This is a genomic window from Curtobacterium sp. MCBA15_005 (assembly GCF_001864855.1).
GTDB lineage: Bacteria > Actinomycetota > Actinomycetes > Actinomycetales > Microbacteriaceae > Curtobacterium > Curtobacterium flaccumfaciens.
Map to the genome: position 1 here is coordinate 75,277 of NZ_MJGL01000001.1, position 24,252 is coordinate 99,528.

Consider the following 24,252-nt stretch of genomic DNA (forward strand, 5'->3'; position numbering starts at 1 on the left):
GAGAGTACGTCGGAGCGCCCCCGGGCATTCCCGGAGCGCCGCCGGACCCGCGCCCCGCTCGCCCTACGATTGGCACATGCCGCCAGCACCCGACCCCGCGACGCTGGCCTGGGCCTCGGCGGCCGTTCGGCGCTTCGCCGCGGCGACCAACCTGCTCGTCGCCGCCCGCCGGTTCCGCATCGTCGGCGGTGACCCCCGGGATACCGCGGCACTGCGGCACCTGCTGACAGCACTCGGCGCGCGCGAGGCCGAGCAGCCGTCCGACCTCGTCGACCAGCTCTGGTGCCTCGGCATGCCCGACGAATCGACCCCCGCGGTCGAGCAGGCCGCCGACCGCCCGCGCGGCACCACCCTGGTCGTCATCGACGCCGGCCGGTACCTGCCCGCCGTCGACGAGGACGCCTTCGGCCCCGTCGCACCCGCGCGCCCCGGCGTGCTCGCCGTGCCGATGCTGTCCGACGACGTCTTCCTGGTGTCCACCGGCCGCGACCCCGAGGACGACCCCGCGGCGGACGCCCGCCTGCGCTGGGCACGACGGTCGATGCCGGTTGCCCGCTCGGTCGCCGCGGAGCTCCGCGACGGCGGACTCCTGCGCGGCACGCGCATCGGCGTCGCGATGTTCCTCGAGCCCAAGACGGCGGTGCTGAGCCTGCTGCTCCGTGACGCCGGTGCCGAGGTCGTCGTCTACGCCCACGCCGACGAGACCGACGACGCCGTCGCCGCGGCCCTGCGGTCCGCCGGCCTGACGGTGTTCGCGAGCAGCACGGTGACGCTCCCCGAGCAGAAGCAGCTGGCCCTCGCGATGCTCGACACCGCGCCGCACATCCTGCTCGACGACGGCTCGCACGTCATCCGGCTCGCCCACCAGGAACGCCCAGACCTGCTGCCGACGATGCTCGGTGCCGCCGAGGAGACCACGAGCGGCCTGCGGCCCCTGCGTGTCCTTGCGGCGCGCGGCCAGCTCGGCATCCCGGTGATCGCGGTGAACGACGCCCGGACCAAGACGTTCTTCGACAACCGGTACGGCACCGGGCAGTCGACGGTGTTCGCGGTGCTCGACCTGGTGGACGGGCTCGCGTCCGGCACGCGCCGGGTGATGCCGGGAGGCGCGGCGGTCGTCGCCGGGTTCGGGCACGTCGGCGAGGGGGTCGCCCTGGTGCTCACCGCCCTCGGGTTCCGGGTGACGGTCGCCGAGACCGACCCGGTCCGCGCCCTGCAGGCGCGGTTCGCCGGGTACGCCGTGGCCCCGCTCGTCGAGGCGGTGCGCGACGCCGACCTCGTGATGAGCGCCACCGGGGTGCCGGACACCATCGACCTCGAGGTGCTCCGTGCCTGCGCGGACGGTGCGGTCCTCGCCGTCGCCGGTGGGGTCGACCAGGAGATCGCCATCGACGACGCCCTCGACGCCGGGGTCCGGCGTCAGGACGTGGGGCCGAAGGCCGAGCGGTTCGTCTTCCCGGGTACCGACGGTGGGCCGATCGTGCTCGACGACGGCGGCTGCATCAACATCACCGCGGCCGAGGGCAACCCGGTCGAGATCATGGACCTGTCGTTCGCCGTGCAGCTCGGCGCCGTCCGGATGCTCCTGGAACGCGGCGACGAACTGGAGCGTGCCGTCGTGCCGATCGACCCCGCGGTCGACGACGTGACCGCCCGCGCGGCGCTCGCCGCCTTCGGGAGCCGACCCGTGGGCCCAGGGCTCCCCGCTGAACACCCGGCGGACCGCGAGCCGGACGTCCGGACCCACCGTTTCGGAGACCCGGCATGAGCGCTCGTCCACACCCGGTCACCGTGCACTCGGCGCGCGTCGTCGTCCCGATGACGGCGCCGCCGATCGCCGACGGCGCGGTGGCCGTGCAGGACGGCCGCATCCTGCACGTCGGCGACCGGTCGTGGGTCATCGACCAGCTCACCGGGTCCGGCGCGACGTTCACCGAGCGGCAGTGGCGCGGCGCGCTCCTGCCCGGACTCGTGAACGCGCACTCGCACCTCCAGTACACCGGCATGTCCGGTGTCGGCCGACGCCAGTACGACGGGTTCGAGGACTGGGCCGCGGCGTTCAACGTCGACTACGCCGAACCGCACGACTGGCGGGCCGAAGCCGCGGACGGTGCACGGGCGTCGATCCTGGCGGGCGTCACGAGCATCGCGGACATCGTCACCGACATCGAGGCCTCGACCGCGCTGCAGGACGCCGGGCTCGGTGGCATCGCGTACTGGGAGGTGATGGACTGGGAGAACGACGCCTGGCAGACGCACGGTCGCGACCAGGTGCTCGACGAACTCGACCGGATCCCCACGACACCCGGTGCCGGCCTGTCGCCGCACGCGCCGTACTCGCTCGAGGTCGCTCCGCTGCTCGAGCTCCCCGACATCGTGCGGCAGCGCGGCCTGCGGCTGCACCTGCACCTCGGTGAGGCGGCGTTCGAAGGGGAGCGCACCGCCCTCGGTCCGGTCCCCGGGCTCGACGGGGTCGACGGCGTCGGCCACGGGAACGACTGGCACCTGGCGAACGTGCCGTCGTTCCGGGCGCTGCGAGCCCTGGGCTTCGGTGCCAGCGCGACCGCGTTCGTCGACCGCCTCGGCGTGCTCGGGCCGGACTGCCACATCGCCCACGGCGTGTACATGACCGCCGCCGACCGGGCGCTCCTGCGTGCCCGTGGCACCGCGGTGGCGCTGTGCCCCCGCTCCAACGCCGTCATCGGCCTCGACCCGCCGCCCGTCGCCGACTACCTGCGCGAGGGCAGCCCGATCGCGATCGGCACCGACTCCCTGTCGTCGTCGCCGTCCCTCGACCTGATGGCCGACGTCACCGCGCTGCACCGCATCGCCCGCGCCCAGGGCTACGGGCACCGTGACCTGCACGAGCGACTGCTCGCAGCGGCGACCCTCGGTGGTGCGCACGCGATGGGGCTGGCCGTCGGACCGGACCGCATCGGGCACCTCGCCGTCGGGGCGCGTGCCGACCTGGCGGTCTTCGACGTCGACGCCCGCACGGTGCCGGACGCGCTCGCCGAGCTCGTCGAGGACGGCGCCGGGCGGGCGGCCGCCACCGTGATCCGCGGGGTCGTGCGCGCCGTGGCGGGCGGGGTCACCGAGCCGGCTTCCCCGCACATGGACATCCCCGCACCGCACCAGGAGGAACGATGACCGAGTCCGCACCCCACCCCGGCATGGCCGCACGCCGAACCGTCACCGGTGAGCTGATCGAGTGGCTCGACGTGCCGAAGCGCGCGATCGCCCTCGGCATGGAACCGCACCCCGAGGGTGGCTGGTACGTCCGCACCTGGACCTCGCCGGCGACGGTCACCACCCCCGCGGGGGAGCGTCCCGCCGCCACCCTGATCCACTTCCTGCTGCCCCCGGGCGAGGCCTCCGCCTGGCACCGGGTCACGAGCGACGAGATCTGGATGTGGCACGGGCCGGACACCGTCGACCTGCAGCTCGGCGGCGACGGTGACGTCCCCGAGCCCGGCGCGACGATCACCCTCGGCCCGGACGCCGGACGCGACCGGGTGAACGACGCGCAGGCGTTCGTGCGCGGTGGCGTGTGGCAGCGGACGATCCCGGGCGACGGCGAGGTGCTGCTGAGCTGCCTGGTGTCGCCGGGCTTCTCGTTCGACGACTTCACGATGGCCGACGACGGGGACCCTGCCGCCGAGTAGCACCGCGACACCGTTTCGCGTTGGTATCCCACCGCGAAGTACACTTCGACCTGCCCCCACCCCCCTCGCACGAAGGCCCGACCGTGACCCGTCACCTCCGCTTCACCCTCGCCGTCGCCACCGCCGCGGTCGCCGCCCTCGCCCTGTCGGCCTGCTCCGCCGGGGGCAGCAGCAACGCCGACGGCACCGTGACCGACGGCAAGCTCACGATCGCCACCGGCGACCCGGCGTACTCGCCCTGGATCGAGGACAACAAGCCCGAGTCCGGCAAGGGCTTCGAGTCCGCCGTGGCGTACGCCGTCGCGAAGGAGATGGGCTACGGCAAGTCCGACGTCGTCTGGAAGCGCAGCACCTTCGACAGCGCCATCGCACCGGGGCCGAAGGACTGGGACCTCAACGTCCAGCAGTTCTCGATCGACGCGAAGCGCAAGAAGGCCGTCGACATGTCGAGCGCCTACTACACGACGACCCAGGCGGTCGTGACCACGTCCGGGTCGAAGGCCGCCGACGACACCACGATCGCCGCGCTCAAGCAGGACGCCATCGGCGTCGCGACCGGTTCGACGAGCATCGCGAGCGTCAAGGACGTCCTCGGGGTCACGCCGCAGGTGTTCAACTCCAACGACGACGCCGTGCTCGCGCTCAAGTCCGGGCAGATCGACGCGATCGTCACCGACCTGCCGACGGCGTTCTACATGGCCTCGGCGCAGCTCGACGACGGCACCGTGTCCGCGCAGTTCCCGTCCGACGGCAAGGGCGACGAGTTCGGCTTCGTCCTGCCGAAGGACTCGGAGCTCACGAGCAAGGTCGACAAGGCCCTGAAGACCCTCGACGACGACGGCACCCTGCAGGACCTGCAGACCAAGTGGCTCTCGTCGGAGACCGGTACGCCGGTCCTGAAGTAACCGGATGACCCTGCCAGCAGGGGCCGGCACCCCGGTCGCCGCACCCGCACCGAGCCAGGTCGAGCTCGAGCGTCGGCTCTACCGTCGCCAGCGTGGCCGTCGCTCCGTCGTGGTGTCGGTCGTCTCCACCCTGGTCGTGCTCGCCGTCGTGTACTTCGGCGTCGTGAACACCCCCGGGTGGGCGGCGGTGCAGCAGTCGTTCTTCGACCCGGAGACCGCGGTCGACACGTTCCCGGACATCCTGCTGGGCCTCTGGTTGAACGTCCGGATCCTGTTCTTCAGCGCCATCGGCGTCGCCGTCTTCGGCACGCTGCTCGCGGTCGTCCGCGGTCTGCGCAACCCGGTGTTCTTCCCGCTGCGGATGCTCGCGACCGGCTACACGGACCTGTTCCGTGGCCTACCGCTCATCATCGTGCTCTACCTGGTCGGCTACGGCATCCCCGGGCTCGGGGTGTTCCCGCGGCTCCCCGCCGAGGTCTGGGGCACGATCGCGATCACCCTGACCTACTCGTCCTACATCGCCGAGGTGCTCCGCGCCGGCATGGAGGCCGTGCACCCCTCCCAGCGCCTGGCCGCCCGGTCGCTCGGACTCTCGCACACCAAGACCCTGCGGCTCGTGGTGCTGCCGCAGGCGATCCGCAAGGTCACCCCGGCGCTCATGAACGACTTCGTGTCGATGCAGAAGGACGTCGGCCTGGTGTCGATCCTCGGGGCCGTCGACGCGGTCCGCTCCGCCCAGATCGCGCAGGCCGAGACCTACAACTTCACGCCGTACTTCGTCGCCGGGCTGCTGTTCGTCGTGATCAGCCTGCCGCTGATCCGCGTCACGGACGCGATCGCGCGTCGCCAGCAGCGGCGCGAGCAGATCGGAGGGACCGTATGAGCGAGGCCGGCCTGGAGGCCCGTGGTGCGTCCGGTACGGACGCCGCGGTCCTCGAACTGCGCGGATTGCGCAAGGCGTTCGGCGAGCACGAGGTCCTGCGCGGGATCGACCTGACGGTCCACCGCCACCAGGTCATCTGCGTCATCGGGGCCTCGGGCTCCGGCAAGTCGACGCTGCTCAAGACGGTCAACCTGCTCGAGGGCATCGACGACGGCGAGATCCTGCTGCAGGGCACGGACATCGCCGACCCGCGCATCGCCGTCGACGCCGTGCGGGCGCGCATCGGCGTGGTGTTCCAGCAGTTCAACCTGTTCCCGCACATGAGCGTGCTCGACAACGTCACGCTGGCCTCGCGGCAGGTGCACGGCGTCGGCAAGGCGCAGGCCGAGGAGACCGCTCGTCGGCTGCTCGACCGGATCGGGCTCGCCTCGTTCGCCGATGCGTACCCCGACCGCCTGTCCGGCGGGCAGCAGCAGCGCGTCGCCATCGTCCGGGCGATCGCGTCGGACCCGGAACTCCTGCTGCTCGACGAGGTCACGAGCGCCCTCGACCCGCAGCTCGTCGGCGAGGTGCTCGACCTGGTCACCGAGCTGAAGCGACAGGGTTCGACGATCCTGATGACGACGCACGAGATGCACTTCGCGCGGAACGTCGCCGACCGGATCGTGTTCCTGCACCGCGGCGAGGTCGTCGAGCAGGGTTCCCCCGCCGACGTCCTCGACCACCCGCAGCACCCGGCGCTCGTCGAGTTCCTCGCCCGCGTGCACGCCTAGGGCGTCAGCAGCACCTTGCCGATGACCTCGCCGTCGCGCACGCGGCGGTGGGCCTCCTCGACCTCGGCCAGGGGCAGCACCGAGTCGATGACCGGGCGCACCCGGCCGTCGGCGACCAGTGGCCAGACGTTGTAGCGGACCGCCTCGACGATGGCGGCCTTCTCGGCGAGCGGCCGTGCGCGCAGGGTCGTGCCGCTGATCGTCGCGCGCTTCCGCATCAGCACCCCGAAGTCGAGCTCGGTGGCGCGGCCGCTGCCCGAGGCGATGACCGCGACGTGCCCGTTCGGGGCGAGGGCCTGCAGGTTCCGCTCCAGGTAGGACGGTCCGACGACGTCGAGCACGACGTCGACGCCGACACCGTCGGTGAACGCCATGACGCGTTCCACGAAGTCCTCCGTGCGGTGGTCGATGACCAGGTCGGCGCCGAGGTCACGGGACGCGGCGACCTTGCGGTCGCCGCCGCTCGTCGCGATCACCGTCGCACCGAGGGCCTTCGCCCACAGCACCGCGTGCGACCCCATGCCGCCCGTACCCCCGTGCACCAGGAGCGTCTGCCCGGGGCGGAGTCCGGCGAGCATGCCGATGTTGGAATAGACCGTGCACGCGGCTTCGGGCAGTCCGGCCGCCTCGACCAGGTCGACGCCCTCGGGGACCGGCAGCACCTGGGTGACCGGCGCGACCACGAGTGCCGCGTACCCGCCGCCGGAGAGCAACGCGCACACCCGGTCGCCCACCGCCACGGTCGTGACGCCCGCGCCGACGGCCCGCACCGTGCCGGAGACCTCGAGCCCGAGGATCTCCGACGCCCCGGGCGGCGGCGGGTAGTTCCCGGCGCGCTGCTGCAGGTCGGCGTTGTTGACGCCGGCCGCGGCGACCTCGATCAGGACCTCGTCCGTGCCGGGTTCGGGGTCGGGCAGGTCGGTGACGGACATGGAAGCGTCGTCGAACGTGATGGCTCGCATGCCCTCGACGGTACGCGCCACCCGCCTCCGGCCGGCTGCCGGTCGCCCACAACTGCCGCCGGTGTCCCTGTGGAGGTTCCCTGTACGCTCGACGACGGATCTGCACCTCATCCGGGGGAGTGCGGACAGATCGAGGGGGACTCTCCACCATGCCCAAGAAGCTCATCGCGCTGGCCACCGCCGGCCTCGCACTCACGCTGCTCGCCGGTTGCTCCGGCGGCGACTCGGGCTCGTCCAGCGCACCGTCGGCCTCGAAGACCGCCACCGCAGCACCCGCCCAGACCAAGGGGGAAGCCTGCTCCCTGCTCGAGAACGAACTCGCGTCGTTCCTCAAGGAGCAGGGTTCCAGCTCTGCCCCGGCTGACCCGAAGGCCCGTGCGGCGCTCGTCGACGAGTTCGTCCAGCGCATCGACTCGGCGCTGAAGAAGGTCTCGAACGACCAGGTCCACGACACGTTCGAGGACTTCTCCGGCGCGGCGAAGGGCTACAGCTCCGCCATCCGCTCCGGTGCGGCCGAGGACTCCGCCGAGGTCAAGAAGGCCCAGACCGAGGTGCAGACCACCCTCGACCAGGTCTCGGCGGTCTGCCCCGCCAAGAGCTGAGCGGGCTCGCGCCCAGCCCCGCACGTGACGACGCCCCGCCGCTCCTGGACCAGGAGCGGCGGGGCGCCGTGCTTCCCCCGTCGGGGGAACGGGCGTCAGACGGCCGCGGGCTGCGAGGCGTCGAGGCGTGCGACGTCCTCCGGCCGCAGCCGCACGGTCGGCGCCGTGATCGAGTTCAGGATCGACTGCGGCCGCGACGCGCCGGGGATCGGCACGACGACGTCGCTCTTCTGCAGCTCCCACGCCAGCGCGATGACCTGCGGGGTGACCCCACGGTCGCGGGCGATGTACGCGAAGTCCTCGAACGCCGTCCCGAGGTCCGCCGCGCTCCCGATGCCACCGAGGGGGCTCCACGGCAGGAACGCGATGCCGAGCTCGTCGCACAGTTCGAGCTCCGGCTCACTCGACCGGAACTTCGGCGAGTACTGGTTCTGCACGGACGCCAGGCGTCCGCCGAGCACCTCGTTCGCGGTGCGGATCTGGTCCGGGTCGGCGTTCGAGATGCCCGCCATCCGGATGACGCCCTCGTCGAGCAGCTCGGCGAGCGCCCCGATCGAGTCGGCGTACGGCACCGCCGGGTCGGGCCGGTGGAACTGGTACAGGCCGATCTGCTCGACGCCGAGCCGCTTCGCCGAGGCCTTCGCCGCCTCCTTCAGGTACTCCGGGTGCCCGTTCTGCGCCCAGTTGCCGGCCTCGGGGCGCAGGTGTCCGCCCTTCGTCGCGATGAGCACGTCCGAGGTGTCGTCGTGGAACTCCCGGACGGCCCGCGCGATGAGCTCCTCGTTGTGCCCCACCTCGTCGTGGCCGCCCAGGTGGTAGGCGTCCGCGGTGTCGATGAGCGTGACACCGTTCTCGAGCGCTGCGTGGATCGTGGCGATGGACTGACGCTCGTCCGGCCGGCCCTCGATCGACATGGGCATCCCGCCCAGACCGATGGCACTGACGGACACGTCTCCGATGACTCGTTGCTTCATCGGCCCAGCATGCGCCCGGCACCGACGCCGACGCCCAGTTCCCGCACGACGAGGCGCCCGCACCGACGAGCTCCCGGTCACCGACGTGCCCACGCGGGCGCGTGCTCAGGCAGCGGGCCGAACGCGATGCCGCGGGCGTAGAGGCCCCGGACCGGCGGGACCCAGCGCGCGAGCAGCACCGGGAGCAGCGGCGGACCGTCCTGCAGGTGCCCGGCGAAGGCCCGTTCGAACACGACCCGGTGCAGCACGGCCTGCGCGGCCTGCACCAGGGCGGCGGGCGGGGTCCGACGACGCTGGACTGCTGCGAGCGCCCGGTCGAGGCCGCCACCGCGGAGTCCACGTCGGAGCGCCGGCACCAGGATCGTCGCCGTCGCCACCGCGTCCTGCACCGCGAGGTTGATGCCGACCCCACCGGCGGGCGACATCGCGTGTGCGGCGTCCCCGATGCAGAGCAGCCCCGGGCGCCACCACCGGCGCAGGCGGTCCATGCGGACGTCGAGCACGTGCGCGTCGTCCATCGAGGTGATCGCGTCGACCCGGTCCGCGAAGTCCGGTCGGAGCCGCGCCACCCGGGCACGGAAGGCCGCCACCCCTGCAGCGCGCAGGGCCGCGTCCGAGCCCTTCGGCGCGAAGTACGCGACCTGGTGGTAGTCCGGCCGCGGGAAGCTCAGCAGCACGTCCCGGTCCGAGAACGCGGGGGTGAGGGCGCTCGCCGCGTCCCCGGGGTGCCGGGGCAACCGGAACCACCAGGTGTCGAACGGCACCCGGAACGCTCGCGGCACGAGCCCGGCGGCGCGACGCAGCACCGAGTTCCGCCCGTCGCAGGCGATCACGACGTCGGCGCGGAGTTCCTCGGGCTCGTCGGCCCCGTCCCTCGGCCGCAGGTGGACCCCGGTCACGACTCCGTTCTCCTCGATGAGTCCGGTCGCCGCGAGGCCCATCGCGATGCGGAACGACGGTTCCCGACGGGCGGCGGTCACGAGCAGGTCGAGCAGGTCCCACTGCGGCACCATCGCCACGTGGTCGTACGGGGGCGCGAGACGCGAGAAGTCACCGAGCAGCAGCCGCGAGCCGTCGGGCATCGGCAGCGAGAAGTCGTCGAGGCGTGACTGCGGCAACGCCCGGAACGCTGCACCGAGTCCGAGTTCGTCGAGCAGCCGGATGGTCGAGGCGTGCACCGTGTCGCCCCGGAAGTCCCGGTTGAAGTCGTCGTGCCGCTCGAGCACGCGCACGTCGATGCCGGCGCGGGCGAGCAGCAGGCCGAGGACGACCCCTGCGGGGCCGCCACCGACCACCGCGACCGTCGTCCGCGACACCGTCACCATGCCCGGGACGCTACCCCGGTCCGGACCGGAGGCGCGTGGCGGCCCCGACCCGCGCCTCCAGGCCGGAACGCACACGCGTTCGCAGGCCCGACACGCGGTGGACGACCGGTGTCCGGTCGGACGGGTGGTGTCCGTGCGCGTCGGTCAGGCGCTGGCGGACACCGACGACGATCCGGACCCGCTGTCGACGGCGTTCACGAAGACGACCCCGCCCCAGGCGATGACGACGATCGCGAGCACGAAGCCGATCGCCGCGATCCACCAGGACGGCTTCCGTCGGATCCACGCGCCGATCGACAGCACGATGGTGGCGACCCCGATGACGAAGGCGCCACCGACCGCGATGGCCGCGCCACCGAAGTACCCACCGGGTGTGCACCCGGCCGCGGCGTCGCACTCAGCCGTGGCCGAGGCGATCGCGACGATGCCGACGACCGCCGTGATCGCGGTCATGACGGCACCGAACACCAGGAGCAGCACCGTCGAGATCCGGTCGGCGAGCTTCGCCGGCGGGAACAGCGTGGTGCCACCGCGCTCCCACGCCGCGCGCTGCGCGTCCGTGGGGCCGGAGGAGGACTGCGGCGGAGGGCCGGGGACGTTGGACCAGGTCATGCGTGCAGTCCTACCGCGCCTCGACCCCGAACGCCTGTGCGAGCCGCTGGATCTTCTGCGCCCGACCCAGCCGCGGCAGGTCGGAACCGTCGCGGACGACCCGACCGCGGGCCTCGAAGTCGTCGAGGAAGTCCTGCGCCCAGGCGACGTCGGTCGGCGTGGGGGATATGACCTCGTTGATGACGGGGAGCTGCTCGGTGTCCAGGCACAGCTTGCCGGTGAGGCCGAGCGACACGGCCACCTGCGACTGCTCGCGGAGGATCGGGTGCGACGACCCGACCGTGGGGCCGTCGATCGGACCCGGCAGGTCGCCGACGCGCGAGGCGACGACCAGCTTCGACCGCGGGTACGCCATCGCGAGCGTGTCGGCGCTGGTCCCGGTGTCACGGCGGTAGTCGCCGGAACCGAAGGCCAGGCGGAACGCGCCCTGCGCCTTGGCGATCGACACGGACTCCTCGATGCCCAGGGCCGACTCGACGAGGGCGATCACCGGCGTCTGGCCGCCGAGCCGGTGCCAGGTGTCGGTGACCTGTGCGGGGGACTCGGTCTTGGCGAGCATGACGCCCTGCAGCCCGGGCAGGCCGCGGAGCTCCTCGACGTCGTCCGCCCAGAAGTCCGTGGTGACGTCGTTGATGCGCACCCAGGCCTCGCCGCCGCCGGCGAGCCAGGCGGCGACGCCCTGCCGGGCCGAGGGCTTCGCGGCGGGGTCGACGGCGTCCTCGATGTCCAGGATGATCTGGTCGGCGCGGGAGCGCTGGGACTTGTCGAACCGGTCGGTGGCGGTGCCGGAGACCAACAGCCACGACCGTGAGATCTCGGCGGGGACCGATCGACGCCGGTTCGGCGTGGGGGCGGACGGAGTGGTGCGGTCGTCGATGGCCATGCCCCGTTGGTACCACACCGGACGGGGCCGCCGTCGGATCGGACGCGCCGTACGTCGGGTCTGGCGTGCTGCAGGTCGGGTCTGACGCCGGTCAGGTCCGTGCGGAAACCCCGAAACCTCGGTTCATTGCCAGAGAGGCCGTCCGGTTCCGCCTACAGTGTCGGATGTGTGGCGAGCGGACAGGGTGACCGACGGTGAGGACGACGTGAACGACGACGTCCCCGTCGAGGGTGCCCGCGCGCGCCCCGACGACGATCGAGACGAGCAGCAGGACGTGGACCAGGAACGGACCGACGACGAGCCGGACCGCACGCTCCGCCCGGAGCTGCAGATGACGAGCCCGCAGGCGATCAGCCTCGGCGACCCCCGGTTGCAGGCCGGCAACGCGGCCGAACCGACGTGGGACGGCTGGCGCACCCAGCTGACCGGTGTCGGCGGCACGAGCCCGCTCACGCACTTCAGCGACCACCCGCGCGCCCGCATCGAGCTCTCGACCACCCACCCGGGCGGTCTCGCGCAGTTCATCACCGGCAAGACGACCCTGCTGTCCAGCCTGATCCGCGACGAGGTGGCGCTCCGTGCCGCCCGCGTGGCCGCCGGACACGTCGAGGCCAAGGGCACCGAGCTGGCGACCGTGCGCGGCATCGACGCCGTGAAGCTCGGCATCGGCATGGCCGACTGGAAGCACGGCGACGAGCAGTTCCGCGGCCCGGTGCTCCTCCGCCCCCTGGCGATCCGCCGGCACGGACGCGACTTCGAGGTGCGCCTGCTCGGCGAACCGGTGCTCAACCCGGGCCTCGCCGACGCGCTGCACGAGCAGTTCGGGGTCATCCTCGACGCGCAGTCCTTCGTGGCCCTCGCGCAGCAGGACGGCTCCTTCACGCCGAACCCCGTCATCGACCGCCTGCGTGGCCTGACCGCGCACATCCCCGGCTTCTCGGTGCACGCCCGACTCGTGGTGTCCACCTTCGCCGAGGTCGCGACCGGGATGGTCGAGGACACCGGCGACCTGTCGCACCCCGTGCTCGACGCCCTCGCCGGCAATCCGAGCGCGAAGTGGCAGGTCGAGCAGTCCTACCACCCGGTCGAGCAGACCCCGTCGGACGAGCGCAGCCCGGAGACCGACACGCTCCTGCTCGACGCCGACGACGAGCAGGAGAACGTGATCGCGCAGATCACGGCCGGCAACTCCATCGTCGTGAAGACCCTTCCGGGCACCGGTGGCACCCAGACCATCGTGAACGCCCTGGGCGGCCTGGTCGCCGCGAACAAGCGCGTGCTCGTCGTGAGCCCGCGCCGCGCGACCCTGCGGGGCATCGCCGCCCGCTTCGGTGAGGTCCAGCTGCCCGGGGTCGCGGTCACGCCGTCGACCCTGCGCCGCGACGTCGTCCGTGCCATCGCCCGGAACGAGAAGGCCGCGCGTCCGAACCTCCGCGAGGTCGACGACGCACTGGTCCGCCTGCGCAAGGTGCTGAAGGACTACCGCGGATCGCTCACCCGCAAGGACCCCGACTTCGGCGTCTCGGTGCTCGACTGCCTGGTGGAGCTGTCGCGCCTGTCGCTGCTGCCCGTCGCCCCGTCGACCACCGCGCGCCTGTCGAAGCAGTCCGTCGCCTCGATGGTCGACGGCCGTTCGCGCGTCGCCGAGACGATGGTCAGCGCCGCGAACCTCGGTGAGTTCCGCTACGGCCCCGACGACTCGCCCTGGTACGGCGCGAAGTTCGGTTCGAGCGACGGTGCCCAGCGTGCGCACCGCATCGCGAAGGACCTCGACGCCGACGGCCTGCCGACCCTGCTCCGCCGCGCCCACGACCTGGTGAGCTCGACGCACATGCGCCAGTTCACGACGATCAACGAGCTCGGCATCTACCTGCGCCTGCTCACCGAGATCCGTGACACGCTCGACCGCTTCCTGCCGGTGGTCTTCGACCGCTCGGTGTCCGAGCTCGTGGCCGCCACCGCCCCCCGCGGCGAGGGCGCCCCGATGTCGTCGACGAACCGTCGCCGGCTCAAGAAGCTCGCCCGCGAGTACGTCCGCCCGGGCGTGCACGTGTCCGACCTGCACGAGGCCCTGACCCGCGTCCAGCAGCAGCGGGTGCTCTGGCAGCGCTACGTCGCCGCCGGGGTGAACCCCGAGGTGCCCACGGGCATCGCCGACGTCCAGGTGCTGTTCTCGAACGTCGCCGAGGACCTCGCGCGACTCGACGAGCCGCTCGGCCGCACCGAACGTGACCGCCAGCTCGCGAACACCCCGGTCGACCAGCTCGTCCCGACCATCGCCGAGCTCGCCGCCGAGTCCGACGTCCTGCACAACCTGCAGGAGCGCACCGAGCTCATGCAGACCCTGCGCGACCTGCAGCTCGAGCCGCTCATCACCGACCTGGCGAACCGGCACGTGCCGGACGTGCAGGTGCCGGCCGAGCTCGAGCTCGCCTGGTGGCAGTCCGCCCTCGAGACCATGCTCGAGTCCGACCGGGCCCTGCTCGGCGCGAACACCGACATGCTCGACCGGGTCGAGGCCGACTTCCGCCTGGTGGACGACGCCCATGCGGCCGGAGTCTCCCAGGGCCTCGCGTGGCAGCTCGCCGAGAACTGGAAGGTCGGTCTCGTCGACTGGCCCGAGGAAGCGACGGCGCTCAAGACCCAGCTCCGCGACGGCGCGATCACCTCGCGTCTGCTGCAGGACTCCGCCCCGCACCTGTCCCGCTCGATCGCACCCGTCTGGCTCGCCAGCCCGTACGAGGTGCCGCAGATCGCCGACACGATGCCCTTCGACACGGTGATCCTGGTCGATGCCGGCGCCGTGACGATCGCCGAGACCGTCGGTGCCGTCCGTCGTGCCCGCCAGACCGTCGTGTTCGGCGACCCGGTCACCCAGACGCCGTCGCCGTTCCGCATCGCGGTCGACCCCGAGCACCGGGCGCTGCAGGTCGACGAGGGCACGCTCGACGCGTTCCACGCCGACTCCGCCCTGGCGAAGCTGTCCACCCTGCTGCCGACCCTGTCGCTGTCGCGGTCGTACCGCGCCGGCGGCGAGGACCTGGCCGAGCTCGTGAACCGTCGCTTCTACGGCGGCAAGATCGAGTCCCTGCCGTGGGCAGGCTCGTTCCTCGGCCACGGGTCGATCGCGCTCGACTACGTCAGCGACGGCAAGGCCGTGCCCGACCCCGAGTCCGGTGCCGTCGAGAGCGTCGACGCCGAGGTGGACCGCGTGGTCCGGCTCGTCATCGACCACGCCCGCACCCGTCCGACCGAGTCGCTCATGGTCATCACCGCGTCGGCGAAGCACGCCGTGCGCGTCGAGCAGGCCGTGCTGACCGCCGCCCAGGGCCACAAGGACCTGACCGAGTTCGTCATCGGCGACCGTGCCGAGCCGTTCATCGTGGCGACGCTCGAGCAGTCGGTGGCGCAGAGCCGCGACCGCGTCGTGTTCTCCATCGGCTACGGCCGCACCCCGCACGGCCGCGTGCTGCGCGACTTCGGTCCGCTCGGCAAGCCCGGCGGCGAGCGGCTGCTGGCGGTCGCCATGACCCGCGCACGTCGCTCGATGGTCATCGTCACCTGCTTCCAGCCGTCGGACATCGAGGCCGAGCGCATGGGCCACGGCACCGTCGCCCTCGCCGAGATCCTGGCTGAGGTGCGTGCCCGGACCACCGCCGAGTACGTGCCGGACGACTCCGACCCCCTGCTCGTCGACCTGGCCCGGCGCCTCGAGATGCGCGGCATCCCGGTGGCGCTCGGACACCGCGGCAAGCTCGGTCTCGTCGCCGCGCACGGCGGGGTGTGCGTCACGATCGAGACCGACGCGTCGCTGGTCAAGGGATCGCTGCGCGAGTCCCTGCGCCTGCGTCCCGAGGTGCTCCGCCGACTCGGCTGGCACTACGTGCGCGTGCACGCGTTCCAGCTGTTCTCCGACCCGGACCGCGTCGCCGACACCGTCGCCGCCGTGCTCGGGGTCGACCGCGGCGCTACGCAGGAGATCTCGATCCCCCCGATCCCCGCCCGCCGGTGAGCACGCAGGATCTCGATCCCAGCGTGTCCACGGTCGGCCCCGCCCGCCGATGAGCCGCCGGGCCTCGCGGCCCGCCGGTCCGGTGACGCCGGAGACGGACCAGCTGGTGGGCACGTGGACGCGGGCCGACGACGCGTCGTCAGCCGCGCCTCCCGGATCGGCAGCGTCGTCCGGACGCGAGACGGCGGACCAGCCGGGAGGCCCGGCGCGCCGCCGCAGACGCGTCACCACCCAGCCGGTGGCGGGCTACGACCCCGCTCCGCCGCCGGAACCGGCGCGGCACCGCGACGGTGAGAACGACGACCAGCTCCGACGCGACGTCCCCCCGCACTGGTAACCGGTAGCCTGGCCCGTGATGACTGACACCGCGCGACAGCGCCCCGACTGGCAGACCTGGCCGAACCTGATCACGCTGTTCCGCCTCGTGCTGATCCCGGTGTTCATCGGCCTCGTCGTCGCCGGACACCCGGGTTGGGCGCTCGTCGCCCTCGTCGTGATCGGCGTGAGCGACTGGGCGGACGGCTTCATCGCCCGCAGGTTCGACCAGGGATCCAAGCTCGGCAAGGCGATCGACCCCGTCGCCGACCGCCTGGCCATCATCGCGATCGTGCTGTCCCTGGTGCTCGTCGGCCTGCTGCCCTGGTGGGTGGTGGCGGTCGTGGTGCTCGTCGACCTGGTGCTCGTCGTCCTGTCGAGCGTGCTGTTCCACGGCAATCCGGACCTCGACGTCACGTGGACGGGCAAGATCCGCTCGGCCCTGCTGTTCGTCGGGCTGCCGGTGCTGCTGTTCTCCGCGGTGCACACCGTCGACGAGAACGCACCGTGGGTCCGGGTCGTGGCCCTGGTGTTCGTGTACCTCGGCACCGCGGGCCACGTGCTCGCCGGCGCCCAGTACGCCGTCGCGATGTTCGCGAAGCGCCGGGCGGTCCCCGCCGCCTGACGAGGCCGCCCTCTCCGCAAAACACCGGTGTTCGCGCTGCGCACCGCGGTTTGCGGGTGTGCAGCGCGCGAACACCGGTGTCTTGCGACGGCGCCGGGGCTAGAGCTTCGTCGAGCCGCCGATGCCGGGCCCCTCGGGAGCGTTCGACGGGGCGATGTGCGCGCCCGCGCTCGTGGCACCGCCGGTCTGCGGGCGGAGCAGGTCGCGGATCTCGAGCAGTACCTCGACGTCGGTCGGGGGCACGTCCTGCGGGGTCTGCTCCTCGTCGTTCTTGACGCGCTCGAACGCCGCCTTCTTCAGGTGGTTGACCGGCACGACGAGCGCGAAGTACACGACCGCGGCGACGATGACGAAGTTCAGGACGGCGCCGATGATCGCGCCGAACTTCAGTTGTGCGTCACCGCCGGAGAACGTGGGGATCGCCACGACCAGCGCCTTGTCGAGGCTCGAGGCGTTGAACACCGCACCGATGAGCGGGTTGATCAGGGCGCTGACGATCGTGCTGACGATCGCGGTGAACGCCGCACCGATGACGACTGCGACGGCCAGGTCGATGACGTTGCCGCGGAGCAGGAACTCCTTGAAGCCCTTCATACGAGGGTCTCCTTCCGGGTCGAGGACGGCCGCCGGGTGGCGACGCGCCCCAACCTATCCGGAGAGCGCAGGCCGCGTCAGGACGCGGCGGGCTTCGAGCCGCTGGGCTTCGACTCGGTCTTCTTCGCCGGCTCGGACTTCTTCGGCTCGGACTTCGCGGGGGAGCTCGACGAGCCCTCGGACTTCGGGGCCGGACGCGAGTCGGTGCGGTAGAAGCCGCCGCCGTTGAAGGTCACGCCGACGGGGGAGAACACCTTCCGCAGGACGCCACCGCAGACCGGGCACTCCGTCAGGGTGGCGTCGGAGAAGGACTGCTTGATGTCGAACGCGTTGTCGCACTCGGTGCAACGGTACGAGTAGGTGGGCACGTCAGCTCCGGAACGTGATGATGCGCGACGGCGTGATGATGCCGTCAACGGGTTCGTCGTGGGGTTCGCGCGGGACCTCGTCGAGGTACTCCGCGTCGAAGATCACAGCATAGACGGGCGGGCGGTTCGCCATGGACCCGAGGGTCTTGTCGTAGTAGCCGCGGCCCCAGCCCATGCGGACGCCATCGTGCCCGACCGCCGCCGCCGGGGCGAGGATCGCGTCGACGTCGTTGATCGCGAGCGGGGACAGGACCTCGCCGACCACCTCGGGCAGGCCGAGCAGGCTCTCGGTCTCGCTCTCGCCGTCGCCGACGGCCCAGTCGAGCAGCCCGTCCTCGCGGGTGACCGGCAGCAGCACGCGGATGCCCTGCCCGAACGCCCAGTTCAGGAACGGGCGGACGTTCGGCTCGTCCGGTGCGGACAGGTACAGGGCGAGGGACGTCACCTGGCGTTCCTCGACGAAGCGCTGCAGGGTCGCGGTCAGGGTCTGGGTGTCCGCGTCGCGTTCGGTCGTGGTCCGGGTGCGCCGCCGCTGCCGGAGTTCGGCTCGCAGGGCGCGCTTCTCGTTCCCGAGATCGGCGATCATGGGCAGGAGTCTACCGAGGGGGCACGGTTGCGGCTTCCCGCCGGGAACCCGCGGGGTCCCGTGTCCCCCGGAGCGACGACATGCCCTCGAAAGGGGGATCGGATACGGTCTGACCATGGGCTTCCAGATTTCGAAGGCGGTGATCCCGGCCGCAGGGCTGGGTACCCGCTTCCTCCCCGCGACCAAGGCGATGCCGAAGGAGATGCTCCCCGTCGTCGACAAGCCGGCCATCCAGTACGTGGTGGAAGAGGCTGTCGGTGCCGGGCTGACCGACGTGCTGATGATCACCGGGCGCAACAAGAACGCGCTCGAGAACCACTTCGACCACGTGTCGGAGCTCGAGGAGACCCTCCGCAAGAAGGGCGACCACGAGAAGCTGCAGAAGGTGAACCAGTCGACGGACCTCGCTGACATGCACTACGTGCGGCAGGGCGACCCGCTCGGCCTCGGCCACGCGGTGCTCCGCGCGAAGATGCACGTCGGCCGCGAGCCGTTCGCCGTGCTCCTCGGTGACGACATCATCGACGCCCGTGACCCGCTGCTCCAGCGCATGATCGAGGTCCAGGGCGAGAAGAACGCCACCATCGTGGCCCTGCTCGAGGTCCCCGAGTCGCAGACCCACCTGTACGGCATCGCCACGGTCGAGCCGACCGACACCGACGACGTGGTGAAGATCACCGGGCTCGTCGAGAAGCCCCCGCAGGGCGAGGCGCCCTCGAACCTGGCCATCATCGGCCGCTACGTCATCCGTCCCGAGGTCTTCGACGTCCTCGAGAAGCAGGAGCCGGGCAAGGGCGGCGAGATCCAGCTGACCGACGCGCTCATGAAGATGGCGAGCGCCGAAGAGTGGACCGGCGGCGTGTACGGCGTCGTGTTCCGTGGACGCCGGTACGACACCGGTGACAAACTCGACTACATCAAGGCGATCGTGCAGCTCGCCTCGGACCGCGATGACCTCGGCCCCGACCTCAAGTCGTGGCTGAAGGAGTTCAACGCGGGCGAATAGTCGGCCATCCCGCCCGGGTCCGTCACAGGACGAACCCGGGCGGGACACCCCGTCCCGCACAGCGGCGGGACCCCGGAGGAACCCAGCGATGACGACGATCCCGACCCTGTCCCACGGGCGGGTCACCATCCGGCCCCTCCGGCTCCGCGACACCCGCGACCTCGACGCGGCACTCGCGACGAACCGCTCGTGGCTCCGCACCTGGGAGGCCACGAACCCCTCCGGACACGTCTCCACCGACGTCCGCGGCAGCATCCGCGCGCTCCAGGCCAACGCCCGCGCGGGACTCGGACTCCCGTTCGCGATGGAGCTCGACGGCCGCTTCGTCGGTCAGCTCAACGTCTCCGGCATCTCCTACGGCTCGCTCGCGAGTGCCTCCATCGGCTACTGGGTCGTCGAGGACGCCGCCGGCCACAACGTGACGCCGATCTCGGTCGCCTTGGCCGTCGACCACTGCTTCCGGTCGCTCGGCGTGCACCGGATCGAGATCTGCATCCGGCCGGAGAACGCCCCGAGCCTGCGCGTCGTCGAGAAGCTCGGCTTCCGGTACGAGGGACTCCGTCGCCGCTACATCCACATCAACGGGGACTGGCGCGACCACTTCTGCTTCGCGCTGGTGGCGGAGGAGGTCCGCGGCGGCGTCCTCGAGCGCTGGGTCCAGGGGCAGGTGCCTCTCGGTGTGGGGACCGTGCCGCTCGCAGCACGCGACGAGGCCGCGATGCCGCTGGACACGACGCCCCGCATCTGACGGGCCGCCTGTCACGGGCCTGGAGGCGCGGCTCGCCCCCGCAGATTCGCCCCCGACACGCGCAACACGCGTCCGGCAATGACGCGGCGCGGGAACCGCCGCCCCTACCGTGTTCGCATGGCAGGAATCGGCTCGTGGGGTGGCGGCATCGTCCTGCTCGTCGCGGCCGTCCTCTGGCTCGTCTACCTGATGCCGTCGTGGGCCGCCCGCCGCCAGTACCTGGCCACCGAGCGGAACGCCATCCGGCTGCAGCAGACCCTCCGGATCCTCGCGCAGACCGCCGAGCTGCCGGACGAGGTCCGCATCGAGATGAACGCGAAGTCCCTCGCCCAGGCGCAGCGCGTCGCCCGGTCCGAAGAGGCCAAGCGCACCGCCATCGTCCGAGCCCACGAAGCGGCGCGGCAGCGTGAGATCACCCGCCGCCTGGCCGAGCAGGCCCCGGTGCTCGAGCGGGCGTCCGCCGTGCCGGCCCTGACCGCGATGCGCATGCGCCGTTCCCGGCTCGGAGCGACCCTGTTCGGCACGCTCGGCATCGTCGTGGCCCTCGTGGTGTTCGTCGCGGCACCGTCGCTCTGGCTCGTCGGTGTCGCAGGCCTCGTCGCCGCCGGTGGGTCCGCAGCGGTCCTGGCCCAGCTGCACCAGGTGGCGACGGCGCGGAAGCAGCGTCTCGCGGCCGGCGAGACGGGCGCGACCCGCGCCTCCCGGCCGGCCACCGCCTGGACCGACCCGGCCCCGCCCCTGTCGACCGAGCAGCCCGCTGCACCCGCTGCGGGCCGCTCGTGGACCCCGAACCACGTGCCCAAGCCCCTCTACGTGGAGCGGCCGAGCGCACCGGCTGCATCGCCCGAGTCGTCGGCGGAACTCGCCGCCCGGTTGAAGGAGCGCGTCGCTGCGGCCAAGGCGGAAGCCGAGGCCGAAGCGGCTGCGATCCGCGCGGGGGAGTCCGACCCGTCGCTGGCGCGGGTTTCGCGGATGCGACCCGAGCTCGAGGAAGCTGCGGCATCGCTGTCCGCGCACGACCAGGGGCGTCTGGCCGAGCGGCTCGGGTTGCGAGCGCCCGCTGCTCCTGCTGCCGCTGCCTCCGCTGCTGCTCCCGCTGCCGACGAACCCGCCGCTCCGGCCGGTCCGCCGAGCAAGTGGGCCGGCATGGGGGTCCTCGACGACGACGCCTACCAGCAGGCCGACCTCGACGCGATCATGCGGCGGCGCCGCGCGGTCTGACCCGCGGCACGCCCGACGGGCCACCGGCGATTTCGGCTGGGCCGACCGAGGGTGCTAATGTGATCGAGCACTTGGGGCTATGGCGCAGTTGGTAGCGCGTCTCGTTCGCAATGAGAAGGTCAGGGGTTCGAATCCCCTTAGCTCCACCAGGTAGCAACACGAACGGCCCGGAACCCACAGGTTCCGGGCCGTTCTGCCGTTGTCGGGCTGTTCGTCGGGCGTCAGCCCGCGATGCTCTCCGTCAGCACGCCGGACTGCGCGAAGGTGGTGTGGATGGCGTTCGCGGCCTGCTCGAAGGCCCGGTTGCCGCGCGAGATGCCGAGCGCTCCGCCCTTGATCGCGGACTTGCCGGAGCCGCGCAGCAGCCGGGCGACGGTGCGGCCGTCCGGGGCGATCATGATCTGCACGTCCAGGCGGGTGTGGAACGTGCGGTCGTTCGCCATGCCGCCGATGAGCAGCGTCAGGCCGAGGCTGCCGCGGGTCGCACGGAGTGAACCCTGCTCGGCGTCGTCGACGGTGTAGCCCTCGCGGGACAGGGCCTCGCGCACCTGTGCACGGGCGGTCTCGGGGTCGGTCGCGACGAAGAAGTCGTGGCTCTCGGGCATGTGTGTGTTCCTTCCGAACGGGTCCGCTGGGACACGGAGGACGCTCGCCCCCGAAGACGATCATGCCGTGTCGGAACGACGGAGGTGTCGCTTACGCTGGTCGTGTCATGACTGCCTCGATGAACCGCCGCGCACTCCTGTCCCTCGCCGGCGTCGCCGGGATCGGGCTCGCCGTCGCGGCGTGCTCCTCCGGCAGCGACAAGGGCGGCGACTCGGGCAGGGGCTCGGGCGGCGGGCGTGGGAGCTCTGGTGGAGACGCCTCGTCCGCACCGACCGCGAAGCCCGTCGCGAAGTCCCTCGCTCCGGCGCAGGTCCCGCTCGTCGGTGGCGTCACGGTCACCGTGGCGGGGACCGGACTCGCCGCCGTCAAGGGCGTCACCGTCGGCGGAGTCGCGGCGCGTGACGTGCAGGCCACCGCGTCGAAGGTGACCTTCACGGCCCCGCACCAGGCGATGTACACGGCCGGCGACGCCGACGTCGCACTCTTCACGTCCGCGATTGAACCGACCCCGTCGGCGAACCAGTCCTCCGACGGCAACGGCAGCGCCGCGAACGACGGGCAGAGCGGCGCCACCCAGGACACCTCGACCGCATCACCGACGCCGACCGCCGCAGCGACGCCCGCTGCGGGCAGCGCGGTCGCCTCGACCACCCTCGCCTACGCCGCACTGACCGACGTCGACCGGCAGCTCGCCTACGCGATGCGGTACTGGAAGGACTACAACCTCGCCGAGTACGGCACGATGAACCCCATCGGTGGCGACTGCGCGAACTACGTCAGCCAGACCCTCATCGCCCGTGGGTGGGAGCAGCGGTCCGACTGGTACAACCGGGCCGCCGGTGCCGAGCACAGCGCGACGTGGACCTACTGCCCGACGATGGACCCCTGGCTCGCGGACAACGCGGGCGAGTTCGGGCTCACCCGGCGTTCCTCGGACGAGCGCGACAAGGTCAAGGTCGGCGACATCGTGTTCTTCGACTGGAACGCCAACGGCTCACCCGACCACACCACCATCGTGTCCGAGGTCTTCACCGAGCCCGACGGCACCATCCGCATCAAGTCGGCGAGCCACAACCAGGACGGCCCCTACCGCGACCTCGACGAGATGATCACGGTGCAGCACCCCGGCGGATCGGCCTGGTTCCACACGTTCGACGCGTAGCGCTCACCAGGCCCGCAAGACACCGGTGTTCGCACGTCGCACCGCGGTCTGTGCGTGTTCAACCGGCGAACACCGGCGTCTTGCAGAGCCGACGACCAGCACCGCTCACGGGTACCCGAGGAACCACAGCAGCACGATCGCGACCGGCTGCAGGCACACCCCGACGACCAGCCACGTCACCGCCCGCCGCCGCGTCCCCACGAACACGTCCGACCCGAGCAACGGGGCCATCGGCATGAGCAACCGCGGCAACGACTGCTGCGGCAGGAACACCGCCACCAGGTACAGCCCGTAGGACGCCGTGAACGCGAGCAAGTCGGTGCCCAGGGCCCGGGTGCTCCTACGCGAGAAGAACCACACCGCGCCGGCGAGCACCCCCACGACGAGTCCGATGCCGAGCGGCCCGAGCCACGTCGACGCCATCGTGAACCACGGCGTCAGCGGCGCGAAGTGCCGGCGGCCGACGAACCCCACCCACCACGACAGCTCGGTGTCCAGGTACGCGTTCGGTCGCCCGGTCACGGCCGTCGCGATGACGGGCCACGCCAGTCCCGCAGCCGCGACGACCAGGCCGGTCACCACGATCGCGATCCGGTCGCGCCACGGGAACGCGTCCTGCTGCCGGCGCCAGGCCACCCACCGCAGGACCAGGTGCACGGCCAGCGCGAGCGCCAGCGCGAGGACCCCGGGCTTCGTGAACGCCGCCACGACACCGAGCGGGGCGATCAGCCAGTACCGTCGCCGGACCAGGGCGAGCAGGGCGCCGAACAGCAGCACGAGCAGCAGACTCTCCGCGTAGGCGACCTGCAGCAGGAACCCCGTCGGCGCGAACGCGAACAGTGCGGTCGCCCAGCGGGCCCGATGCGAGCACCCGACGGCGAGCACCAGCCGGTACAGCAGCACGCAGGCGCCCGCTCCGGCGATCGACGCCACCACGACCCCGGCGACCCAGAACGACGCTCCGGTCAGCGTCATCACGACCCGCACCACCGCGGGGAACACCGGCAGGAACGCCCACGCGTTCGGCAGGACGTGCCCGGAGTCATCGGTCGGCAGCGTCGCCGGGTACCCGTGCTCGGCGATGATCCGGTAGAACGAGGCGTCCCACGAGCCCGAGAACGTGAAGAACGAGGGATCCTGCCGGTACGAGGCGAACGGCCAGCCGTTCGCGGTCGCCAGCAGGTACACGGTCGCCAGCAGCACGGTGCTGACCACCCGCGAGCCCGCCCAGATCAGCAGCGGTGCGGTCCAGGCGCTGCGCCGTCCGGTCAGCAGGCTGCGGAACCCCCGCCTGGAGGCCCGGCTCGCTTCCGCCACGTTCGTCACCCGCCCGATCCTCCCAGACCGCGGGCCGCGCCCCGCATCGCGGGCCGTCCCGCGTCCGCCGCGAGGCAACCTGTGTGCATCGTGAGCAGTAATGGTCGG

General features: G+C 72.0%; 23 protein-coding genes and 1 tRNA gene. 14 read left to right on the forward strand and 10 right to left on the reverse strand.

The features are described 5' to 3' along the window. Nucleotides 1–76: 76 nt before the first annotated feature. The 6 genes from BIU89_RS00375 to BIU89_RS00400 all read left to right on the forward strand — a co-directional run bounded on the left by BIU89_RS00375 (nt 77) and on the right by BIU89_RS00400 (nt 6,226). Entirely contained in the window at nt 77–1,768 is a 1,692-nt protein-coding gene (locus BIU89_RS00375; RefSeq protein ID WP_071244086.1) for an adenosylhomocysteinase, read from the forward strand. Beyond that, entirely contained in the window at nt 1,765–3,150 is a 1,386-nt protein-coding gene (locus tag BIU89_RS00380) for an amidohydrolase family protein (protein WP_071244087.1), read from the forward strand. Before BIU89_RS00375 ends, BIU89_RS00380 begins: the two co-directional genes overlap by 4 nt. Beyond that, a complete protein-coding gene (locus tag BIU89_RS00385) occupies nt 3,147–3,665 on the forward strand; it encodes a cupin domain-containing protein (protein WP_250895887.1) in 519 nt (172 codons plus the stop codon). Before BIU89_RS00380 ends, BIU89_RS00385 begins: the two co-directional genes overlap by 4 nt. Nucleotides 3,666–3,748: 83 nt before the next feature. After that, a complete protein-coding gene (locus BIU89_RS00390) occupies nt 3,749–4,570 on the forward strand; it encodes an ABC transporter substrate-binding protein (RefSeq protein WP_027466573.1) in 822 nt (273 codons plus the stop codon). Between the two features lie 4 nt (nt 4,571–4,574). Beyond that, nucleotides 4,575–5,453 (forward strand): amino acid ABC transporter permease, encoded by an 879-nt coding sequence (locus BIU89_RS00395; protein WP_027466572.1) that lies wholly within the window; start codon nt 4,575–4,577, stop codon nt 5,451–5,453. Further along, nucleotides 5,450–6,226, forward strand: a complete 777-nt coding sequence (locus BIU89_RS00400; RefSeq protein WP_071244088.1) for an amino acid ABC transporter ATP-binding protein — start codon at nt 5,450–5,452, stop codon at nt 6,224–6,226. Before BIU89_RS00395 ends, BIU89_RS00400 begins: the two co-directional genes overlap by 4 nt. On the opposite strand, the gene BIU89_RS00405 is transcribed toward BIU89_RS00400, so the two are convergent. Next, the gene (locus BIU89_RS00405) at nt 6,223–7,188 is read right to left on the reverse strand and encodes an NAD(P)H-quinone oxidoreductase (RefSeq protein WP_071244090.1); all 966 of its coding nucleotides are present in this window, start codon (nt 7,186–7,188) and stop codon (nt 6,223–6,225) included. The genes BIU89_RS00400 and BIU89_RS00405 overlap by 4 nt on opposite strands. A 149-nt stretch (nt 7,189–7,337) precedes the next feature. On the opposite strand from BIU89_RS00405, the gene BIU89_RS00410 reads away from it, so the two are divergent. Then, nucleotides 7,338–7,790: a hypothetical protein gene (locus tag BIU89_RS00410; RefSeq protein ID WP_071244092.1), complete on the forward strand. Its 453-nt coding sequence runs from the start codon at nt 7,338–7,340 to the stop codon at nt 7,788–7,790. A 95-nt stretch (nt 7,791–7,885) separates the two neighbouring features. On the opposite strand, the gene BIU89_RS00415 is transcribed toward BIU89_RS00410, so the two are convergent. From BIU89_RS00415 to BIU89_RS00430, 4 genes are all read right to left on the reverse strand, one after another. After that, nucleotides 7,886–8,764: an aldo/keto reductase gene (locus BIU89_RS00415; RefSeq protein ID WP_071244093.1), complete on the reverse strand. Its 879-nt coding sequence runs from the start codon at nt 8,762–8,764 to the stop codon at nt 7,886–7,888. Between the two features lie 77 nt (nt 8,765–8,841). Next, a complete protein-coding gene (locus BIU89_RS00420) occupies nt 8,842–10,089 on the reverse strand; it encodes an FAD-dependent oxidoreductase (protein WP_071244094.1) in 1,248 nt (415 codons plus the stop codon). 144 nt (nt 10,090–10,233) lie between these two features. Then, a complete protein-coding gene (locus BIU89_RS00425) occupies nt 10,234–10,701 on the reverse strand; it encodes a DUF6264 family protein (RefSeq protein WP_071244096.1) in 468 nt (155 codons plus the stop codon). Between the two features lie 10 nt (nt 10,702–10,711). After that, nucleotides 10,712–11,584 carry an HpcH/HpaI aldolase/citrate lyase family protein gene (locus BIU89_RS00430; protein ID WP_071244098.1) on the reverse strand — a complete coding sequence of 291 codons (873 nt, stop codon included), beginning with the start codon at nt 11,582–11,584 and terminating at the stop codon, nt 10,712–10,714. Nucleotides 11,585–11,768: 184 nt separating this feature from the next. Here BIU89_RS00430 and BIU89_RS00435 point away from each other — a divergent pair, with 184 nt between their 5' ends. Together BIU89_RS00435 and BIU89_RS00445 are read left to right on the forward strand one after the other, a co-directional pair. Continuing rightward, complete coding sequence (locus BIU89_RS00435; protein ID WP_083404080.1) at nt 11,769–15,596, forward strand: ATP-binding protein; 3,828 nt, start codon at nt 11,769–11,771, stop codon at nt 15,594–15,596. A gap of 355 nt (nt 15,597–15,951) precedes the next feature. After that, nucleotides 15,952–16,536 (forward strand): CDP-alcohol phosphatidyltransferase family protein, encoded by a 585-nt coding sequence (locus BIU89_RS00445; RefSeq protein ID WP_071244104.1) that lies wholly within the window; start codon nt 15,952–15,954, stop codon nt 16,534–16,536. A gap of 99 nt (nt 16,537–16,635) precedes the next feature. On the opposite strand, the gene mscL is transcribed toward BIU89_RS00445, so the two are convergent. The 3 genes from mscL to BIU89_RS00460 form a co-directional block, all read right to left on the reverse strand. Then, the gene (gene mscL / locus BIU89_RS00450) at nt 16,636–17,130 is read right to left on the reverse strand and encodes a large conductance mechanosensitive channel protein MscL (protein ID WP_071244106.1); all 495 of its coding nucleotides are present in this window, start codon (nt 17,128–17,130) and stop codon (nt 16,636–16,638) included. A gap of 77 nt (nt 17,131–17,207) precedes the next feature. After that, nucleotides 17,208–17,498, reverse strand: coding sequence for an FmdB family zinc ribbon protein (locus BIU89_RS00455; RefSeq protein WP_071244108.1), 291 nt, complete (start codon nt 17,496–17,498; stop codon nt 17,208–17,210). A gap of 1 nt (nt 17,499) precedes the next feature. Continuing rightward, entirely contained in the window at nt 17,500–18,084 is a 585-nt protein-coding gene (locus BIU89_RS00460) for a 5-formyltetrahydrofolate cyclo-ligase (protein WP_071244110.1), read from the reverse strand. Nucleotides 18,085–18,199: 115 nt separating this feature from the next. Between BIU89_RS00460 and galU the strand changes: the two genes are divergently transcribed. From galU to BIU89_RS00480, 4 genes are all read left to right on the forward strand, one after another. Then, a complete protein-coding gene (gene galU, locus BIU89_RS00465) occupies nt 18,200–19,090 on the forward strand; it encodes a UTP--glucose-1-phosphate uridylyltransferase GalU (RefSeq protein WP_027466560.1) in 891 nt (296 codons plus the stop codon). Nucleotides 19,091–19,178: 88 nt separating this feature from the next. Next, a complete protein-coding gene (locus tag BIU89_RS00470) occupies nt 19,179–19,838 on the forward strand; it encodes a GNAT family N-acetyltransferase (RefSeq protein ID WP_071244114.1) in 660 nt (219 codons plus the stop codon). Between the two features lie 117 nt (nt 19,839–19,955). Next, on the forward strand, nt 19,956–21,059 hold the full coding sequence (locus tag BIU89_RS00475; protein WP_071244116.1) for a hypothetical protein: 1,104 nt from the start codon (nt 19,956–19,958) through the stop codon (nt 21,057–21,059). A gap of 73 nt (nt 21,060–21,132) precedes the next feature. Further along, nucleotides 21,133–21,208, forward strand: a tRNA-Ala gene (locus BIU89_RS00480). Between the two features lie 72 nt (nt 21,209–21,280). Here the strand turns inward: BIU89_RS00480 and BIU89_RS00485 are convergent. Beyond that, entirely contained in the window at nt 21,281–21,664 is a 384-nt protein-coding gene (locus BIU89_RS00485) for a hypothetical protein (RefSeq protein WP_027466558.1), read from the reverse strand. 107 nt (nt 21,665–21,771) lie between these two features. On the opposite strand from BIU89_RS00485, the gene BIU89_RS17930 reads away from it, so the two are divergent. Further along, nucleotides 21,772–22,827 (forward strand): amidase domain-containing protein, encoded by a 1,056-nt coding sequence (locus tag BIU89_RS17930; RefSeq protein WP_071244118.1) that lies wholly within the window; start codon nt 21,772–21,774, stop codon nt 22,825–22,827. 105 nt (nt 22,828–22,932) lie between these two features. Here BIU89_RS17930 and BIU89_RS00495 read toward each other — a convergent pair whose 3' ends face one another. Then, on the reverse strand, nt 22,933–24,153 hold the full coding sequence (locus tag BIU89_RS00495) for a hypothetical protein (protein ID WP_175474948.1): 1,221 nt from the start codon (nt 24,151–24,153) through the stop codon (nt 22,933–22,935). Nucleotides 24,154–24,252: the final 99 nt, after the last annotated feature.

What these genes read in the sequence shown, in the direction of transcription:
- BIU89_RS00375 (WP_071244086.1), top strand. Translation starts at nt 77, where the DNA reads ATGCCGCCAGCACCCGACCCCGCGACGCTGGCCTGGGCCTCGGCGGCC.
- galU (WP_027466560.1), top strand. Translation starts at nt 18,200, where the DNA reads ATGGGCTTCCAGATTTCGAAGGCGGTGATCCCGGCCGCAGGGCTGGGT.
- BIU89_RS00445 (WP_071244104.1), top strand. Translation starts at nt 15,952, where the DNA reads ATGACTGACACCGCGCGACAGCGCCCCGACTGGCAGACCTGGCCGAAC.
- BIU89_RS00385 (WP_250895887.1), top strand. Translation starts at nt 3,147, where the DNA reads ATGACCGAGTCCGCACCCCACCCCGGCATGGCCGCACGCCGAACCGTC.
- BIU89_RS00410 (WP_071244092.1), top strand. Translation starts at nt 7,338, where the DNA reads ATGCCCAAGAAGCTCATCGCGCTGGCCACCGCCGGCCTCGCACTCACG.
- BIU89_RS00430 (WP_071244098.1), bottom strand. Translation starts at nt 11,584, where the DNA reads ATGGCCATCGACGACCGCACCACTCCGTCCGCCCCCACGCCGAACCGG.
- BIU89_RS00415 (WP_071244093.1), bottom strand. Translation starts at nt 8,764, where the DNA reads ATGAAGCAACGAGTCATCGGAGACGTGTCCGTCAGTGCCATCGGTCTG.
- BIU89_RS00475 (WP_071244116.1), top strand. Translation starts at nt 19,956, where the DNA reads ATGGCAGGAATCGGCTCGTGGGGTGGCGGCATCGTCCTGCTCGTCGCG.
- BIU89_RS00420 (WP_071244094.1), bottom strand. Translation starts at nt 10,089, where the DNA reads ATGGTGACGGTGTCGCGGACGACGGTCGCGGTGGTCGGTGGCGGCCCC.
- BIU89_RS00470 (WP_071244114.1), top strand. Translation starts at nt 19,179, where the DNA reads ATGACGACGATCCCGACCCTGTCCCACGGGCGGGTCACCATCCGGCCC.
- BIU89_RS00395 (WP_027466572.1), top strand. Translation starts at nt 4,575, where the DNA reads ATGACCCTGCCAGCAGGGGCCGGCACCCCGGTCGCCGCACCCGCACCG.
- BIU89_RS00425 (WP_071244096.1), bottom strand. Translation starts at nt 10,701, where the DNA reads ATGACCTGGTCCAACGTCCCCGGCCCTCCGCCGCAGTCCTCCTCCGGC.
- BIU89_RS00485 (WP_027466558.1), bottom strand. Translation starts at nt 21,664, where the DNA reads ATGCCCGAGAGCCACGACTTCTTCGTCGCGACCGACCCCGAGACCGCC.
- BIU89_RS17930 (WP_071244118.1), top strand. Translation starts at nt 21,772, where the DNA reads ATGACTGCCTCGATGAACCGCCGCGCACTCCTGTCCCTCGCCGGCGTC.
- mscL (WP_071244106.1), bottom strand. Translation starts at nt 17,130, where the DNA reads ATGAAGGGCTTCAAGGAGTTCCTGCTCCGCGGCAACGTCATCGACCTG.
- BIU89_RS00400 (WP_071244088.1), top strand. Translation starts at nt 5,450, where the DNA reads ATGAGCGAGGCCGGCCTGGAGGCCCGTGGTGCGTCCGGTACGGACGCC.
- BIU89_RS00460 (WP_071244110.1), bottom strand. Translation starts at nt 18,084, where the DNA reads ATGATCGCCGATCTCGGGAACGAGAAGCGCGCCCTGCGAGCCGAACTC.
- BIU89_RS00380 (WP_071244087.1), top strand. Translation starts at nt 1,765, where the DNA reads ATGAGCGCTCGTCCACACCCGGTCACCGTGCACTCGGCGCGCGTCGTC.
- BIU89_RS00405 (WP_071244090.1), bottom strand. Translation starts at nt 7,188, where the DNA reads ATGCGAGCCATCACGTTCGACGACGCTTCCATGTCCGTCACCGACCTG.